At 67.4% G+C, this 15188-nt stretch carries 17 protein-coding genes; 12 read left to right on the forward strand and 5 right to left on the reverse strand.

Going from position 1 to position 15188, the window contains the following annotated elements; translation table 11 throughout:
* Nucleotides 1-6 precede the first annotated feature (6 nt).
* From rpsS to rpsQ, 6 genes are read left to right on the forward strand one after another with little or no spacing between them, the layout of a single operon-like run.
* Nucleotides 7-288, forward strand: coding sequence for a 30S ribosomal protein S19 (rpsS, locus tag ACFVIV_RS02415; RefSeq protein WP_019931198.1), 282 nt, complete (start codon nt 7-9; stop codon nt 286-288).
* A complete protein-coding gene (gene rplV / locus ACFVIV_RS02420; protein ID WP_379192961.1) occupies nt 285-677 on the forward strand; it encodes a 50S ribosomal protein L22 in 393 nt (130 codons plus the stop codon). The genes rpsS and rplV overlap by 4 nt, the downstream gene beginning before the upstream one ends.
* Nucleotides 678-1484 carry a 30S ribosomal protein S3 gene (rpsC, locus tag ACFVIV_RS02425; RefSeq protein WP_379192962.1) on the forward strand — a complete coding sequence of 269 codons (807 nt, stop codon included), beginning with the start codon at nt 678-680 and terminating at the stop codon, nt 1482-1484.
* Between the two features lie 3 nt (nt 1485-1487).
* On the forward strand, nt 1488-1904 hold the full coding sequence (rplP, locus tag ACFVIV_RS02430; protein ID WP_067543726.1) for a 50S ribosomal protein L16: 417 nt from the start codon (nt 1488-1490) through the stop codon (nt 1902-1904).
* The gene (gene rpmC / locus ACFVIV_RS02435) at nt 1904-2143 is read left to right on the forward strand and encodes a 50S ribosomal protein L29 (RefSeq protein ID WP_379192963.1); all 240 of its coding nucleotides are present in this window, start codon (nt 1904-1906) and stop codon (nt 2141-2143) included. The genes rplP and rpmC overlap by 1 nt, the downstream gene beginning before the upstream one ends.
* The gene (rpsQ, locus tag ACFVIV_RS02440; protein WP_379192964.1) at nt 2140-2436 is read left to right on the forward strand and encodes a 30S ribosomal protein S17; all 297 of its coding nucleotides are present in this window, start codon (nt 2140-2142) and stop codon (nt 2434-2436) included. The genes rpmC and rpsQ overlap by 4 nt, the downstream gene beginning before the upstream one ends.
* Nucleotides 2437-2594: 158 nt before the next feature.
* On the opposite strand, the gene ACFVIV_RS02445 is transcribed toward rpsQ, so the two are convergent.
* Nucleotides 2595-3020, reverse strand: a complete 426-nt coding sequence (locus tag ACFVIV_RS02445; protein WP_379192965.1) for a pyridoxamine 5'-phosphate oxidase family protein — start codon at nt 3018-3020, stop codon at nt 2595-2597.
* Between the two features lie 198 nt (nt 3021-3218).
* Between ACFVIV_RS02445 and ACFVIV_RS02450 the strand changes: the two genes are divergently transcribed.
* Entirely contained in the window at nt 3219-6542 is a 3324-nt protein-coding gene (locus ACFVIV_RS02450) for an FAD/NAD(P)-binding protein (protein WP_379192966.1), read from the forward strand.
* A 19-nt stretch (nt 6543-6561) separates the two neighbouring features.
* On the opposite strand, the gene ACFVIV_RS02455 is transcribed toward ACFVIV_RS02450, so the two are convergent.
* Nucleotides 6562-6972, reverse strand: a complete 411-nt coding sequence (locus tag ACFVIV_RS02455) for a DUF5997 family protein (protein WP_379192967.1) — start codon at nt 6970-6972, stop codon at nt 6562-6564.
* A 61-nt stretch (nt 6973-7033) separates the two neighbouring features.
* On the opposite strand from ACFVIV_RS02455, the gene ACFVIV_RS02460 reads away from it, so the two are divergent.
* The 5 genes from ACFVIV_RS02460 to ACFVIV_RS02480 all read left to right on the forward strand — a co-directional run bounded on the left by ACFVIV_RS02460 (nt 7034) and on the right by ACFVIV_RS02480 (nt 12590).
* A complete protein-coding gene (locus ACFVIV_RS02460) occupies nt 7034-7978 on the forward strand; it encodes a LysR family transcriptional regulator (RefSeq protein WP_379192968.1) in 945 nt (314 codons plus the stop codon).
* Nucleotides 7979-8212: 234 nt separating this feature from the next.
* The gene (locus ACFVIV_RS02465) at nt 8213-8737 is read left to right on the forward strand and encodes an EXLDI protein (RefSeq protein ID WP_379192969.1); all 525 of its coding nucleotides are present in this window, start codon (nt 8213-8215) and stop codon (nt 8735-8737) included.
* A gap of 36 nt (nt 8738-8773) precedes the next feature.
* Entirely contained in the window at nt 8774-10948 is a 2175-nt protein-coding gene (locus ACFVIV_RS02470) for an MMPL family transporter (RefSeq protein ID WP_379192970.1), read from the forward strand.
* A gap of 133 nt (nt 10949-11081) precedes the next feature.
* Nucleotides 11082-12074 carry a sulfotransferase domain-containing protein gene (locus tag ACFVIV_RS02475; protein ID WP_379192971.1) on the forward strand — a complete coding sequence of 331 codons (993 nt, stop codon included), beginning with the start codon at nt 11082-11084 and terminating at the stop codon, nt 12072-12074.
* A 105-nt stretch (nt 12075-12179) separates the two neighbouring features.
* Nucleotides 12180-12590, forward strand: coding sequence for a hypothetical protein (locus ACFVIV_RS02480; protein ID WP_379192972.1), 411 nt, complete (start codon nt 12180-12182; stop codon nt 12588-12590).
* Nucleotides 12591-12714: 124 nt separating this feature from the next.
* Here ACFVIV_RS02480 and ACFVIV_RS02485 read toward each other — a convergent pair whose 3' ends face one another.
* The 3 genes from ACFVIV_RS02485 to ACFVIV_RS02495 all read right to left on the reverse strand — a co-directional run bounded on the left by ACFVIV_RS02485 (nt 12715) and on the right by ACFVIV_RS02495 (nt 15134).
* Complete coding sequence (locus ACFVIV_RS02485) at nt 12715-13458, reverse strand: type II CAAX prenyl endopeptidase Rce1 family protein (protein WP_379193112.1); 744 nt, start codon at nt 13456-13458, stop codon at nt 12715-12717.
* Between the two features lie 128 nt (nt 13459-13586).
* The gene (locus tag ACFVIV_RS02490) at nt 13587-14543 is read right to left on the reverse strand and encodes an RluA family pseudouridine synthase (RefSeq protein WP_379192973.1); all 957 of its coding nucleotides are present in this window, start codon (nt 14541-14543) and stop codon (nt 13587-13589) included.
* A gap of 9 nt (nt 14544-14552) precedes the next feature.
* On the reverse strand, nt 14553-15134 hold the full coding sequence (locus ACFVIV_RS02495) for a CGNR zinc finger domain-containing protein (protein WP_379192974.1): 582 nt from the start codon (nt 15132-15134) through the stop codon (nt 14553-14555).
* Nucleotides 15135-15188: the final 54 nt, after the last annotated feature.

A 15188-nucleotide genomic window follows, 5' to 3' on the forward strand; every position in this document is an offset into this window, starting at 1 on the left:
TTAGACATGCCACGTAGCCTGAAGAAGGGCCCGTTCGTCGACGAACACCTCCTCAAGAAGGTGGACGTTCAGAACGAGAAGGGCACGAAGCAGGTCATCAAGACCTGGTCGCGTCGTTCCACCATCATCCCGGACTTCATCGGCCACACGTTCTCGGTCCACGACGGCCGCAAGCACGTGCCGGTGTTCGTCTCCGAGAACATGGTTGGACACAAGCTGGGTGAGTTCGCTCCCACCCGCACGTTCAAGAGCCACGTCAAGGAAGATCGGAAGAGCAAGCGGCGATGACTGACATTCAGAATCCGACCGCGCGCGCGACCGCCAAGCACGTTCGCGTGACGCCGATGAAGGCTCGCCGCGTTGTGGACATGGTTCGCGGCAAGCGGGTCGAGGACGCGCTGAACATCCTGCGGTTCGCCCCGCAGGCCGCCAGCGAGCCGGTGGCCAAGGTCGTCGCTTCGGCCGCGGCCAACGCCGAGAACAACCTGGGCCTGAACCCGGCCACGCTGGTCATCTCGACCGCGTTCGTCGACGAGGGCGCGACCATGAAGCGTTTCCAGCCGCGTGCCCAGGGCCGCGCGTTCCGGATCCGCAAGCGCACCAGCCACATCACCATCGAGGTCGAGAGCGTGCCCACTGCCGGTGCCACTCGTAACCGGAAGGGAGGGGCAAAGTAAATGGGACAGAAGATCAACCCCCATGGCTTCCGCCTCGGCATCACCACCGACTGGAAGTCGCGTTGGTACGCGGACAAGCAGTACGCGGACTACGTGAAGGAAGACGTCGCCATCCGCAAGCTCCTCGCCAATGGCATGGAGCGGGCCGGCATCTCGAAGGTCGAGATCGAGCGCACCCGTGACCGCGTGCGTGTGGACATCCACACCGCGCGTCCGGGCATCGTGATCGGCCGTCGCGGCGCCGAGGCCGACCGCATTCGCGCCGAGCTGGAGAAGCTCACCAAGAAGCAGGTTCAGCTGAACATCCTCGAGGTCAAGAACCCCGAGTCGGATGCGCAGCTGGTTGCCCAGGGTGTGGCCGAGCAGCTGTCGAACCGTGTGGCGTTCCGTCGCGCGATGCGCAAGGCCATTCAGTCGGCCATGCGTTCGCCGAACGTCAAGGGCATCCGTGTGCAGTGCTCCGGCCGTCTCGGCGGCGCGGAAATGTCGCGCTCGGAGTTCTACCGCGAGGGTCGCGTGCCGCTGCACACGCTGCGCGCCGACATCGACTACGGCCTGTACGAGGCGAAGACCACCTTCGGTCGCATCGGCGTGAAGGTCTGGATCTACAAGGGCGACATCGTCGGCGGCAAGCGTGAGGTCACCGCCTCCGCGGCTCCGTCCGGTGATCGTGATCGCCGTGAGCGTCGTGAGCGCCCGAGCCGTCCGCGTCGCAGCGGCGCCCAGGGCACCACGGCGACCAGCACTGAGGCCGGCCGCGCCGCCACCGCTGTGGCGGAGGCTCCGGCAGAGAATCAGGAGGGCTGACCAATGCTGATGCCCCGCAAGGTCAAGCACCGCAAGCAGCATCACCCGGGTCGCTCCGGCATGGCCAAGGGCGGCACCGCGGTTGCGTTCGGCGAGTACGGCATCCAGGCGCTGGAGCCGGCCTACGTGACCAACCGTCAGATCGAGTCGGCGCGTATCGCGATGACCCGCCACATCAAGCGTGGCGGCAAGGTCTGGATCAACATCTACCCGGACCGCCCGCTCACCAAGAAGCCGGCCGAAACCCGCATGGGTTCCGGTAAGGGTTCGCCCGAGTGGTGGGTCGCGAACGTGAAGCCCGGCCGGGTCATGTTCGAGCTTTCCTACCCGAACGAGGAGACCGCTCGTGAGGCCCTGCGCCGCGCGATGCACAAGCTCCCGATGAAGTGCCGGATCGTGACGCGAGAGGAGCAGTTCTGATGGCTACCGGAACTCCGGCTGCAGAGCTGCGCGAGCTTTCTGAGGAAGAGCTCGTCGCCAAGCTGCGCGAATCCAAGGAAGAGCTGTTCAACCTGCGCTTCCAGATGGCGACCGGTCAGTTGCAGAACAACCGTCGCCTGCGTGTGGTCCGCCACGAGATCGCGCGCATCTACACGGTCATGCGGGAGCGCGAGCTCGGCCTGGCCACCGGTCCTGAAGGCAAGGGAGACGCCGCATGAGCGACGTAAAGGGCCCGGCCAAGACGCCGGCCAAGCAGGAGGAGCGTGGCTCGCGCAAGGTGCGCATCGGCTACGTCGTCTCCGACAAGATGAACAAGACCATCGTGGTCGAGCTGGAAGATCGCGTGAAGCACCGTCTTTACGGCAAGATCATCCGCACCACCTCGAAGGTCAAGGCCCACGACGAGAACGAGATCGCCAATGTCGGCGACCGCGTGCAGCTGATGGAGACCCGTCCGCTGTCCGCCACCAAGCGGTGGCGTCTGGTCGAGGTCCTGGAGCGGGCCAAGTAAGCCCCTCCACGACTCTCCAGTCGTAAACGCAAGGCCCGCTTCCCATTCAGGAAGCGGGCCTTGTTGTGTTGTGGGGGTGGGTGGGCAAGCCCCTTCGGGAAGTGGCCCTGTCGCTTATAGGAATGGGCCACTCCCAGTTCGGGACGCGGCAGCGCGGTTCAGCCGATGCTGCCGAGGTCGGCGGAGAGCCAGTGTTCGGGCCGCATGTAGACGGCGGCCATCTCGCCGTAGGACTCGGCCTCTTTCATGTAGAGCTCCACCGCGGCGGGAGGCAGGTAGCGGGCGGCCATGGCCCGGTGCATCTCGTCGGTCGCTTCGGTGATGCGGGTGACGGGGCCTTCCGCGGTCACGTAGCGGACGGTGGGCTCGAGGACCTGGGCCATCATGCTGAAGCGGCCGGCTGCCTTCAGGCAGCGCATCTTCTTCGATTCCGGGCCGGTGACGATCCAGAGCTCGCCGCCGGGGGTGTAGTCGTACCAGATGGGGACGTTCAGTGGTGCGCGGTCCGGGCCGTCGTCGACGGCCAGGGCGCCGATGAGGGGCCGGGCGAGGAATTCCTGTCGTTCCTGCAACGTCAGTGCCATGGCCCCACGGTACCGGCGGATGCCGACACGACTTCGTGTTCGCATGTTTGCGTTCGGTGTTTCGCGAGGTGGCGGGAAATACGTACCGGACGTTCTTGTACCTGTATCGAGGCGGCTGTTAGCCTCGGCGACGTGCTCGCAACCGGGGCACGGTGTCCTCTTGGAGGACACTGAGATTCGAGCGCGATCGGTGAGAGAATGCTCGACAATGTTTTGCGGGTTGCCATAGTCGGAATTGGACCTCGCGGTCTGAATGTATTCGAACGTATTTGCGCCAACGCTCGGCAACTCGGTATTTCCGGGGGTGTGGAGCTGCTGCTCGCCGACTCCAAAAGTGTTGGGGCCGGATCGGTCTGGCGCGCGGACCAGTCGCCGAAACTGCTGATGAACACGGTGGCGGAGCAGATAACGATCTTCACCGATGACACGGTGCGGATGGCCGGGCCGGTGGAACGCGGGCCGAGTCTGTACGAATGGTCGAATTCCCTTGCGACGATGGGCAATTTCGCACGATTGCCCGAGTATTCCTATCGTGAAGCGCTGCGGATCACGCCGCAGAGTTATCCGCCGCGCTACTTCTACGGCCATTACCTGCGGTGGGCATTCGAGCGGACCAGGAATCGGTACGCCGACCGGGTCCGGGTGCGCGAAGTCGTGGCTACCGCGGTGGACCTGCGGGACGGTCCGGGCAGACTACAGGAACTGACGCTGAGCACCGGGGAGCGGGTGCGGGGTCTGCACGCGGTCGTGCTCACACAGGGGCATCTGGGGGAGTTGCCCGCGCCGGAGCCCGGGTCATTGGCGCATGCGGCGCGCACCCTCGGGCTGGGCTACACACCGCCCGCCAATGCCGCCGATATCGATGTCGACCTGATCCCCGAGCGCGAGCCGGTCCTGATCCGGGGCCTCGGCCTGACCTTCTTCGACTATCTGGTCCTGCTGACGGCCGGGCGGGGCGGGCGCTTCAAGGAAGCCGACACCGGGCTGGAGTACGTCGCCTCCGGCCGCGAACCGTACATCATCGCGGGCTGCCGCCGCGGGGTGCCGCATCACGCGCGGGGCGAGAATCAGAAGGGCGTGGCCGGCCGCCATGTTCCGACCCTGCTCGACGCCGAGCGCATCGACCGATTGCGCAGTCGCGCACGAAGTTCCGGTGATGTCTCCTTCCGGAGGGATGTCTGGCCGCTGATCGCACGGGAAGTCGAGTCGGTGTATTACACCGCGCTGCTGGACGACCGGCTCGGCCCGCGGCGCCGGGAATCCTTCCGCGCGCGCTACCTGGCCGCCCCCGCCGGCCGCGAGGCCGCGGAACTGCTCGATCGCTTCCACATCCCGCTCGCCCAGCGCTGGAACTGGGCCGCGCTGGCCGATCCCACCGGGGGCCGCCGCTTCGCCGGTCCCGCCGCCTTCCACGACTGGCTGCTCGCCTATCTCGACGCCGATGTCCGGCAGGCCGAACTGGGAAATGTCCGCGGTCCGCTGAAGGCGGCCCTGGATGTGTTGCGCGACTTGCGCAACGAGGTGCGCCTGGTGGTCGACCACGGCGGAATCGCCGGCTCGTCCTACCGCGATGATCTGGACCGCTGGTACACCCCGATGAACGCCTTTCTCTCCATCGGCCCGCCCGCGCACCGCATCGCCGAGCTGGCCGCCCTGGTCCGCGCCGGGATCGTGCGCGTGACGGGTCCGGGTATGCGGGTCCGCGCCGACGCCGGATCGGGCTGCTTCCTGGCCGACTCGCCGCGGGTCGACGGCTCACAGGTGTGCGGCGGGCACCTCATCGACGCCTGGCTGCCCGTCCCGGATCTGCGCCGCACCGCCGATCCGCTGCTGCGGCGGCTGCTCGCCCGCGATGAGGTGCGCGGCTACGCCATCGGCTCGCCGGATGGCAGCAGTTACCGCACCGGCGGCCTCGCCGTCGCTCCCGGCTCGCATCGCCTGCTGGATGCCCGCGATCGAATCCACCCGCGCCGCTTCGCATTCGGCGTGCCGACCGAGGCCGTGCGCTGGGTGACCGCAGCCGGTCCGCGCCCCGGCGTCAACTCGGTCACCCTGGCGGACGGCGACCGTATCGCCCGCGAGATCCTCACCGACCACCGCAACGAGACGAATTCTCAGGAAAGGCGCAACGCCATGACAATCGACCGCGGCCTGCTGTCCCCGGTGGGCGTGGGCACACCGGCGGAAGCCCTGCTGGGCGACGATGCCTGGATCGAGGCCATGCTGGCGGTGGAGATCGCCCTGACCCGTGCCGAATCCCGCCTCGGCATGGTGCCCGGCGAGGTGGCCGAGCATATGGCGATGGCGGTGCGCACGCACACCTTCGACGCCCGTGAGATCGCCGAGGCGTCGCGGGGCGCGGCCAATCCGGTGGTCGCCTTCGTGGAGCGGTTGCACGCCGCCGTCGCCGAGATCGACCCGGCCAGTGCGAATTACGTGCACTACGGATCGACCAGCCAGGACATCCTCGACACCGCGACCATGGTGATCGCCGCCCGGGTGCTCGCGGTCATCATCGCCGATCTCGACACCATCCTCGGGTCGCTGGCGGCGCTGGCCCGCCGTCACCGCACCACACCCATCGCGGGACGAACCCTCGCCATGCACGCGGTCCCCACGACTTTCGGTGCGAAGGTGGCCATCTGGATGCAGGGCCTGCTGGACGCGCGCGATCGACTTGCCCGGGTCGCGGCCGGACTGCCGGTCCAGCTCGGCGGGGCGGCGGGAACGCTGGCCTCCTATATCGAATGCGCGCGCTGCGCCGATTCCGATCTCGCCGGGGCCACCTCGGCCGAGATCACCGAACGCCTGACCCGGGAGTTCGCCGCCGAGTTGTCGCTCACCGTCAGCGCCACGCCCTGGCACACCGTCCGCACTCCCATCGCAGATCTGGCCGCCGCGCTGGCTCTCACCTCCGGGGCGCTCGGCAAGCTCGCGGTCGATGTGATCACGCAGTCCCGCAATGAAACAGCGGAGCTGCTCGAACCCGCCGCCGCGGGCCGCGGCGAATCCTCCGCCATGCCGCAGAAACGAAATCCGGTCCTCAGCACCATGATTCGGACGGCCGCCCTCCAGGTGCCGGCTCTCACGGCGACTCTCTACGGTGCGCTGCTGGCCGAGGACGAACGACCCGCGGGCGCATGGCACGCGGAATGGCGGCCGCTGCGCGATTGCCTGCTGCTGGTGGGCGGCGCCGCCCATACCGCCGTCGAACTCGCAGCCGGACTCACCGCCGACGCCGACCGCATGACCGCCAATCTGACCCTCACCGACGGCCAGATCGTCTCCGAACGGCTCGCGATTCGCCTGGCGCCCCTGCTCGGGAAGCCGGTGGCCAAGAAGACCCTGCAATCGGCGTCCTATGAATCCCAGTCGACCGCCCGGCCGCTCGCTGACATTCTCGCCGAATCCCCCGATATCGCCGTGCACCTCACCAAACCCGAACTGGCGGACCTGCTTCGCCCGGCGAACTATCTGGGCGCGGCCCCCGATCTGGTGGACCGGGTGCTGGAGCGGCTCTGATCAGGAGTTCTCGCGGGGATCAGTAGTTCTTGCGGGGCCGGTTGGTGGCGGCGCGGCGCTCGGCTTCCTTGGTCTTGACGCGCTCGGCTTCCTTGCGCACCTCCACGAGGTTCTCGCGCTCCTTGACCAGCCACTCCGGCGGATCGGCCAGGTAGGCGTCGATCTGCTCGGTGGTGAGGGCGTCGGGAATGCCGTTGCGGGACAGGGCGGAATTGGTGACGCCCAGCTTGTGGGCGGTGACGTCGCGGGGGAAGGGGCCGGTGCGGCGCAGGTCCTGCAACCACTGCGGGGGATTGGTGCGGAGCTCTTCCAGTTGCGCGCGGGTCACCGGTGAGCTGCGGAAGTCCTCCGGGGTTGCCGGGAGGTAGATGCCTAGCTTGGCGGCCGCGGTCAGCGGCTTCATGGTCTGGGAGTTCTTGTCCGGGCTCACCGGGTAAGGGTATCGGGCGTGGTGGGAGGCGCCGCGCAGGCGGTGCAATAACCTGGGTGGAATGAGCCGGTTGGAGTCGATCGAGGTTACCCGTCTGCGCTGGTTCGTGGCGGTTGCGGAGGAATTGCACTTCGCGCGGGCCGCGCGCGGGCTGGGGATTTCGCGGCAACGGCTGAGCCGGACGGTGATCGAGCTCGAGGAAGAGCTCGGCGCCAAGCTGTTCGTGCCGGGGGCCGGCCCGACCCAGCTCACCGCGGAGGGTCAGCAGGTCCTGGACGAGGCGCGGGCGATGATTGCCGATGCCCCGGTCGCGGCTCCGGTCGAGGAGGAGGGGCAGCAGCGGCTGCGGGTCGGCTTCGTCCCCGGCGTGACCGTCACCAAATGGGAGCGGATCTGGGGCGACCGATTCCCGGACATCCCTTTGGAATTGATCCCGGTGCCGATGAAGGAGCAGGAGCCGGCGCTGCGGGAGGGCCGCGTCGACATGTGCTTCGTGCGGCTGCCCATCGACCGCGAGGGCATGAGCGCCATCCCGCTGTATCGGGAGACGCCGGTGGTCGTGGTGCCGAAGGATCATCCGATCTCGCTGTTCGACCAGGTGAGCACGGCCGATCTCGCCGATGAGCGGATGCAGGACGCCGCCGATCTGGACGAGGCCGCCATGACCATGGAGCTGGTGGCCGCGGTCAGCGGTGCGGCGGTGGTGCCGCACTCCATTGCGCGGCTGCATCATCGCAAGGATCTGGTCTACCGGACCATGACCGATGTGCCGGAGACGGAGATCGCGCTGGCCTGGCCGGCCGCGCACACCACGGACCTGGTCGAGGAGTTCGTGGGCGTGGTGCGCGGCCGCTCCGAACGCAGCACGCGCACGCCGGTGACGCGGGCCGCGGACAAGTCCGAGCGCCCCAAGCAGCAGGCGCGCAAACAGCAGCCCGCCAAGAAGCCTGCCGGCGCGAAGAAGCAGCCGGCTCGCAAGCAGCCGGGCAAGCGCCGGGGACGCTGAGAGGGCGTCGAAGCGGCGCTGACCTCCCGATATCCGATTCAGGGAAAGTTCGGGGTCTACTCGGGGTTGCGCTATACGTATACGTCTACTTATAGTGTTGAGCATGGGCGGCGCTAGGCGGCCGCCCGAGCCCTGAAAATCGCAGAAACATTGCGGCACAGAGGAATTGAGCCCATGCCGCCGTGCAGTACACCCATGCCCATATGCGCATTCACTGATTGATCGGAGCACCTCATGGCCCTCGAAATGCACAAGTCGGCCGACGACGACCCGCAGGACGCCGCACCGGACATCCAGCCCGCCGGCGACCTGCACGAGATCGAACTGCGCGTCGGCCCGGGCGGCCGCCGCAGCCAGCGCTTCACCGGCCGCCTGCTGGCGGAGGCGCAGCAGATCACCAAGGGCGGAACCGAGATCGTCCAGGTCTTCCTCAGCCGCAAGGGCAAGTACGTGGTGCACCGCCAGTACATCGACTGGAACGACTTCACCCAGCACGCCAAGAAGACCTACCAGGAGAAGAAGGACGACCTCCTCGCCGCGCGCAGCGGCTCCGGCCGGTCCGAGCTCGCCATGTTCGGCGACTGGATCAAGGACATGAAGAACTGGCGCCGGTTCGTCGGCCTCGAGGACGGCTACGGCGACTTCACCCTCGAGGTCGTCGACACCCTGCCCGAGGTGCGCGGCCTGGTCCCCGCCAAGGCGTACCGGATCGTGGCGGACGTGGTGCAGAACCCGTCCGCGCAAGACCTCGACATCTGATTCACGCGGCCGAAACCCTGAAAGGACTTCCCCCGCATGTTCTCCGGACTGGGGCGCTTCGTCGTCAAACACCCGTGGCTGGTGATCGGCGCCTGGCTGATCGCCATTGTCGCGGTGGTGGCCACCGCGCCGAAACTCACCGCCACCACCGAACAATCCGACTTCCTGCCCTCGCATTACGAGTCCATCCAGGCAATGAAGTTGCAGGAGCAGGCGTTTCCCAATAGCGCCCCGCCGGCCGCGCTCATCGTTTTCGCCCGCGAGGACGGGCAGCCGCTGACCGAGCAGGACTCGGCCACGGTGGCGAGCGTCGCGGGCAAGCTCGGCGAGCTGAATGTCCCGGACGTCACCGGGATTCAGGTGACGCCCCCGTCGGAGAACCATGCCGTGCAGATCATCGCGGTGGGCATGACCAAGGTGACCGCACCCGATGACACCCGTCAGCAGGATGCCGTCAAGGATCTCCGCGAGGACTTGAAGACCCAGGTGGCGGGCACCGACCTGAAGGCCGGTATCACCGGTCAGGCGGCGCAGACCCTGGACCAGGTGGAATCGAGTGAGAAGGCGCTGGCCATCGTCGGCATCGCCACCATTCTGCTCATCCTGATCCTACTGCTGATCATCTTCCGTAGCCCGGTGATCGCGCTGCTGCCCATCTTCGTCATCTTCGCCATCTCGCCCCTGACCAATGGCCTGATCGGCTGGGCCGCAGAGGCTTTCGATCTGAAGATCGACAGTTCCATCCAGGCGCTGCTGCTGGTCGTCATGTTCGGCGTCGGCACCGACTACATCCTGTTCCTGATGTTCCGCTACCGGGAGCGGCTGCGTGCCGGCGACGATCCCAAGACGGCCATGGTCGGCGCGGTCACCCGGGTCGGCGAGGCCATCACCTCCGCGGCCGCCGCGGTGATCATCGCCTTCGGCGCGCTGGTGCTGTCCACCCTGGGCATGTTCCGGGCCATGGGCCCCGCGCTGGCCATTGCGGTGGCGGCCTGCCTGCTGGCCGGTCTCACCCTGGTCCCGGCGATCGTCTCGCTCATGGGCACCAAGGTGTTCTGGCCCTCCAAAGCCTGGCAGCACGAGCCGAAGGGCGCGCGGTTCGCGGCCATCGGCCGGGGCATGGGCAAACGGCCGGGCGTGTTCGCGGTGGCCTCCGGTGGTGTGCTGGTGGCGCTGGGCGTGTTCGCCTTCGGCTTCCACCCGACCTTCGACATGACCTCGGGCGCGACGTCGGACACCACCGAGTCCGCGGTTTACAGCAAGGAACTGCTCGAGGGTCTGCCCGCAGGGACCACACAGCCGTCGCAGGTCTACCTGCACTCGGAAACCGGTCAGCCGCTGCAGGAATCGGCGCTGACGGACTACGGTGTGGCGCTGGCCGGGGTCCAGGGCGTGGGCCAGGTCTCGCAGCCGCTGCTGTCGGAGGACAAGCTGACGGCCGAATACCAGGTGACGCTGAGCAATGCGCCGGAATCGGATGCGGCGCTCGATACCGTCCGCGGTCCGCTGCGCGATGCCGCGCACGGTTCGGTCCCGGCCGGCACCACCGCGGAGGTCGGCGGCATGACCTCGGTGTTCGTCGACTTCCAGCACGCCATGAACCGGGACTACAAGGTGGTCTTCCCGGTGGCCGCGGTGCTGATCATGCTGGTGCTCGCCCTGCTGCTGCGCAGTTTCGTGGCCCCGTGGTACCTGATCGCCTCGGTGTTCCTCGGCTTCGCGGCGACGCTCGGCGCGGCGGTGCTGGTCTTCCAGAACATGCAGGGTGAGTCCGGCCTGATCTTCAACCTGCCGATCATCATGTACCTGTTCGTGGTCGCGCTCGGCACCGACTACAACATCCTCATGGTGGCCCGGCTGCGGGAAGAGGCCAAGGAAGGCAACGATCCGCACACCTCGGCCGCGCTGGCCGTGCGGCACACCGGTCCGACCATTGCCGCGGCGGGCCTGATCCTGGCGGGCACCTTCGCCTCGATGATGTTGTCCGGCAACAGCATGATGTCGCAGATGGGCTTCGCCATCTCGGTCGGCATCGCCATCGCGGCCTTCGTCATGGCGCTGTTCTTCACCCCGGCGGTGACGGCGCTGATCGGCAAGAAGGCCTGGTGGCCCGGGCACGGCGGCGACGCCGACGCGCAGCATCAGGAATGGAACGACCACTCGTGGACGCAGTCCCACTACGACGTGGAGCGTGATCCCGCGCGCTGGTAGACCATTCACCGGCTGCCCCGAAAACAACGGGCCCGCTTTCCGTTTCGGAAAGCGGGCCCGGTCGCGTTTTATGATGTACGGTACTTCGATCAATCCAGGGGCAGGGGATTGTATTGAAAGGCAGGGGAATCGAATGGTCCAGCAAACCGAGGGTTCCTGTATCGGCGACGACCGGTACACCCAAGGCGTCCACCTTTTCGAGCAATGGCAATCACAGCGCTATCACGGCGAAGGATATCTGCGACATCCCGTGCGCAGTCTCGGCCTGGGCTGGCGATACCTGACACTGGACCACTATTTCGGCGCGGTCCCGCCGATCCGGCTCTGGCTGCGGTCCCGTTCCGGCGGGCAGCGCACGCTGCCGGACTTCACCTGCGTCGGCGCGCTGAAGAGCGGAACCACGGATCTGGCCGCGTATCTCATGCGGCACCCGAGCATTCTGGCGCCGCTGACCAAGGAGATCGGGCACGGTTTTCCGGCGCTCTGGGGGCCGTATTTCCCGACCGAGCGGGAGAGGGCGAAGGTCGCGGCGCGGACCGGGCACGCTCTGGTGGGTCATTTCGATCCACTGCTGCACGATATTCCGCTCATCGACAATTTCCATTCGGTAAGGCCGGAAGCGAAAGTCGTTCTCATGCTGCGCGATCCGGTGGAGCGCGCGTATTCGCACTACAAATGGGACCTTTTCCTCAGTGGCCGAAACGGTTTGCGCACCCTGCCCTACGGCCGGACCTTCGCCGAGTACGTGACGCTGGCCCTCGGGTCCTTTCCGGCCCCGTCGCCGCCGACCACGCTGCCGTCCATGCCGATGCTGGGGACCGGCGTCTATGTGCCGTCGGTGCGCCGCTGGCTGGACACCTATGGCCGTGATCGGGTGTTCATCGTGACGGCGGAGGAGTTCTTCGCCGATATCCCCAAGACGGTCTGCCGCATTCACGAGTTCCTCGGTCTGCCGCAGGTCGTGCCGCAGATCCGTACCGTGCTCAATCGCAATCCGCTCGACTTCCCGCCGCTGGATGCCGAGACCGCGGCGCGACTGCGCGAGTTCTATCGGCCGTGGAACGAGCGGCTGTTCGACCTGCTCGAGCGCGATCTGGGCTGGAACGACCCGCCGGAGCAGATCTGACAGAAACATGTTTCAGTTTTTTCGCGAAACCCCCGCGCGGCGAACCCGCCGCTGGATACAGTTCGCCGACCGCACGTGATGCGGCCTGTACCAAGGAGTTTCGACATGACCATGTCCGTGAACAAGCGCATCGCCAAACGGGTCGGCCTCACCGCCACCGCCGTGGCCGCGATGGCCTGTTCGGCGGCGCTCACCGCGCCCTACGCCTCGGCGGTGCCCACCGGTCTGGAGGTGAATGCCCGCAATATCTACGCGGCCTGCACCTACGAGATCACCGCCACCTTCGACCACTGGTTCGAGGCCTGGTTCTACGACAACGGCTTGGTCATCTCCGGCAGCCCGATCAAGCCGACCAATGGCAAGGCCACCATTCAGTGGACGCCCAAGAAGGCGGGCACCCACACCCTTGCGGTATTGCAGGGCTCTGCCTGGGAATTGAAGGTGAACGTTCTGCAGCCCACGCTCACCGGCAGCGCCACCTGCGGCGCGGGGCCGCTGGGCTTCCTCGGCTCGTGAGCGACTGAAATCGGGCTCGTGAGCGAGCGCTAGAGACCCGGTTCGGCGGGACCTGTCCCAGCCGAACCGATCCGGGCCGGCTGACCACCCATCCTCTGTTCCCAGGTCAGCCGGCCCACCCCACTCAATTCATGGTGACGTGCCAGACCAGCGCGGCGGCCAATGCGCCCGCGCCATTGACCGCCCAGTGCAGGGCGATGGGCGCGAGGAGACTGCCGCTGCGGCGGCGCAGCCAGGTGAACACGGCGCCCGCCGCCGCGGTCGCCACCACCGCGAGCGCGATGCCGATGACCTGCCCGGCGAGGCCGCCGCCCAGGAATCCGGTCAATCCCTTGTTGCCGCTGGTGAGACCCAGCGACGAGGCGATGTGCCAGAGGCCGAAAAGCATTGATCCGGCCGCGAATACGCCGCGCGCCCCGACTACCCGATCGAGCGTCCCGTGCAGCACGCCCCGGAAGGCGAGCTCCTCGGGAATGGCGGTCTGCAGCGGGATGACGATCATGGACGCGATGAGCGCACCGGAGATGGTGGCATAGCGATCGGCCAGGAAGAACGGGCGCGTGATCGGCAGCGCCGCGCCGATGGCCACCGCGGCCAGCACCACGCCGACCGCCGCGAGCGCCCACAGCGATCCGCGCCGCCAATGCCGCGGGGACAGTCCGAGTTCCGCCCAGCCGAGCCCGCGCCGGCGCACCATGGCGACCAGCACCAGGGCCGCGATGGGCACCGTGACGATATTGGCCCACGCGGTGGTGAAGTGGGCGATGAGATTCGTGCACGTCAAGACGATGACGACAACGGCGACATCGATATACGCGTGTACGCGGTGCCGAGTGGGCGCGTATTCTGCCGGAAGAGCGGATTCCATCGGGACCACCGGGGCTTTGTCGACCAGGACTGCCGGGGCATCGCCGAGCGCTACGACCGCGCCGTTATCGTTTCGAGACATCGCGGCCAGTGTACGTTCACTTCCTGAGAACGATCTGCGGTTGCGAGCTAATCGATCGCAAACCGAGCGGCCGGTCCCGCGGCCCAGCCCTCCGGATCATCCCAAGCCTGCAGGCTGCGGGTGGTTTCGAAGCGGCGTGGCTCACGTGAGATCGGATCCGTGAATTCCAACGCCGAGGCCAGCAATTGCAGCGGGCGGGTGAAGTCGTCGACCGGTTTGTCGGTGAGCTCCGGATAGAAGTCGTCGCCGAGGATCGGAATGCCGAGGCTGTTCATGTGCAACCGCAGCTGATGGGTGCGGCCGGTCTTGGGCCGCAGCCGGTACCGTCCCAGTCCGTCGCGATGTTCCAGCAGGTCGATGCGGGTCTCGGCATTGGGTTCGCCGGGCGTCTCGTAAGCGCGCAACACCTGCCGTTCCTTGATGATCCGGCTGATCACCGTGCGCGGCAGTTCCAGCGCGGGATCGAAGCGCGCGATCGCCTCGTACTCCTTGTGCACCACCCGCTTGTGGAACATGGTCTGATACGCCCCGCGCCGGGCCGGGTTGACGACGAACAGCACGAGCCCGGCGGTGACCCGGTCCAGCCGGTGCGCGGGAATCAGATCCGGGAGCTCGAGCTCGCAGCGCAGGCGCACCAGCGCGGTCTGCAGGATGTGCTGCCCGCGCGGGATGGTCGACAGGAAGTGCGGTTTGTCGATGACGAGAATGTCGTCATCGCGGTGCACGATGCCGATCTCGAACGGCACCTCGGTTTCCTCGGGCAGATCGCGGTGGAACCACACCGCCCCGCCCGGCACATAGGCGGCATCCGGCGCGATGGGCCCGTCCAGGTCGACGATCCCGCCTTCGCGCAGCAGTTCGTCGATGCGCGCCGGATCCACCCGCGGCAGCCGCTCGACCAGGTGATCGCGAATGGTCTCCCACGCGCCGTTCTCGGGTAGCCGCAAGCGCGCCGGGTCCAACCCGTGCCGCTTGGCCAGCGGCGGCTGCTGCCTGCGTCTCACGGGACGACCCTACTCGGCGCGATGCTGGTGGTAGTGCCGGGCGGCGCGGGCCCGATTGCCGCAGGCCACCGAGCACCACTCCTGGCGGGGATGACCCTTGAGGAAATACAGCACGCACCGGGGAGCCGGGCACACCCGGACCTGGGGGAGCGTCGGACCGGTGCAGAACTCGATGGCGGCATCGGCCAGCACGGCCTTGACCGTGTGCAGCTCGTCCGTGGTCAGCAGGCGGGTGCGCAGGCTCGGTCCGGCGGCGTCCCAGTGCAATTCGCGCACCAGGGGCGCGGCGGCGGCATTGAGGGCCGCGAGGGCCTCCGGGAACGGGGGCAGCGCGCTCGCGTCGGCCCCGCTGGGCGGTTCCGGTGCAACGGCTTTCGCGAAGAGCGCGCGCACATGCTGGCGCAGCTCGACCAGGGCGGCCCGGTCCTGCTCGGTGGGGACGAAGGTCGCCGGATCCAGGAATTCGCCGAGCTCGGGGGCATTGGCGGTCAGCCAGTCGCGCACCGAGTCGGTGGTGGCGAAGGCGTCGGTGAGTCCGCCGCTGGTGGCGCGGATAGTGTTGGCCAGGCGGAGGGCGGTCGGGTCGGCCATGCCCTCACTATAACGGGTATTGCGGCGGGATTCCGTGATGTTCTAACGTGATTG

The organism is Nocardia sp. NPDC127526 (assembly GCF_042672265.1).
Classification (GTDB): Bacteria; Actinomycetota; Actinomycetes; order Mycobacteriales; family Mycobacteriaceae; genus Nocardia.

Coding starts and splice junctions, on each gene's coding strand:
- rpsS (WP_019931198.1), top strand. CDS start 7: ATGCCACGTAGCCTGAAGAAGGGCCCGTTCGTCGACGAACACCTCCTC.
- rplV (WP_379192961.1), top strand. CDS start 285: ATGACTGACATTCAGAATCCGACCGCGCGCGCGACCGCCAAGCACGTT.
- rpsC (WP_379192962.1), top strand. CDS start 678: ATGGGACAGAAGATCAACCCCCATGGCTTCCGCCTCGGCATCACCACC.
- rplP (WP_067543726.1), top strand. CDS start 1,488: ATGCTGATGCCCCGCAAGGTCAAGCACCGCAAGCAGCATCACCCGGGT.
- rpmC (WP_379192963.1), top strand. CDS start 1,904: ATGGCTACCGGAACTCCGGCTGCAGAGCTGCGCGAGCTTTCTGAGGAA.
- rpsQ (WP_379192964.1), top strand. CDS start 2,140: ATGAGCGACGTAAAGGGCCCGGCCAAGACGCCGGCCAAGCAGGAGGAG.
- ACFVIV_RS02445 (WP_379192965.1), bottom strand. CDS start 3,020: ATGGCACTGACGTTGCAGGAACGACAGGAATTCCTCGCCCGGCCCCTC.
- ACFVIV_RS02450 (WP_379192966.1), top strand. CDS start 3,219: ATGCTCGACAATGTTTTGCGGGTTGCCATAGTCGGAATTGGACCTCGC.
- ACFVIV_RS02460 (WP_379192968.1), top strand. CDS start 7,034: ATGAGCCGGTTGGAGTCGATCGAGGTTACCCGTCTGCGCTGGTTCGTG.
- ACFVIV_RS02465 (WP_379192969.1), top strand. CDS start 8,213: ATGGCCCTCGAAATGCACAAGTCGGCCGACGACGACCCGCAGGACGCC.
- ACFVIV_RS02470 (WP_379192970.1), top strand. CDS start 8,774: ATGTTCTCCGGACTGGGGCGCTTCGTCGTCAAACACCCGTGGCTGGTG.
- ACFVIV_RS02475 (WP_379192971.1), top strand. CDS start 11,082: ATGGTCCAGCAAACCGAGGGTTCCTGTATCGGCGACGACCGGTACACC.
- ACFVIV_RS02480 (WP_379192972.1), top strand. CDS start 12,180: ATGACCATGTCCGTGAACAAGCGCATCGCCAAACGGGTCGGCCTCACC.
- ACFVIV_RS02485 (WP_379193112.1), bottom strand. CDS start 13,458: ATGGAATCCGCTCTTCCGGCAGAATACGCGCCCACTCGGCACCGCGTA.
- ACFVIV_RS02495 (WP_379192974.1), bottom strand. CDS start 15,134: ATGGCCGACCCGACCGCCCTCCGCCTGGCCAACACTATCCGCGCCACC.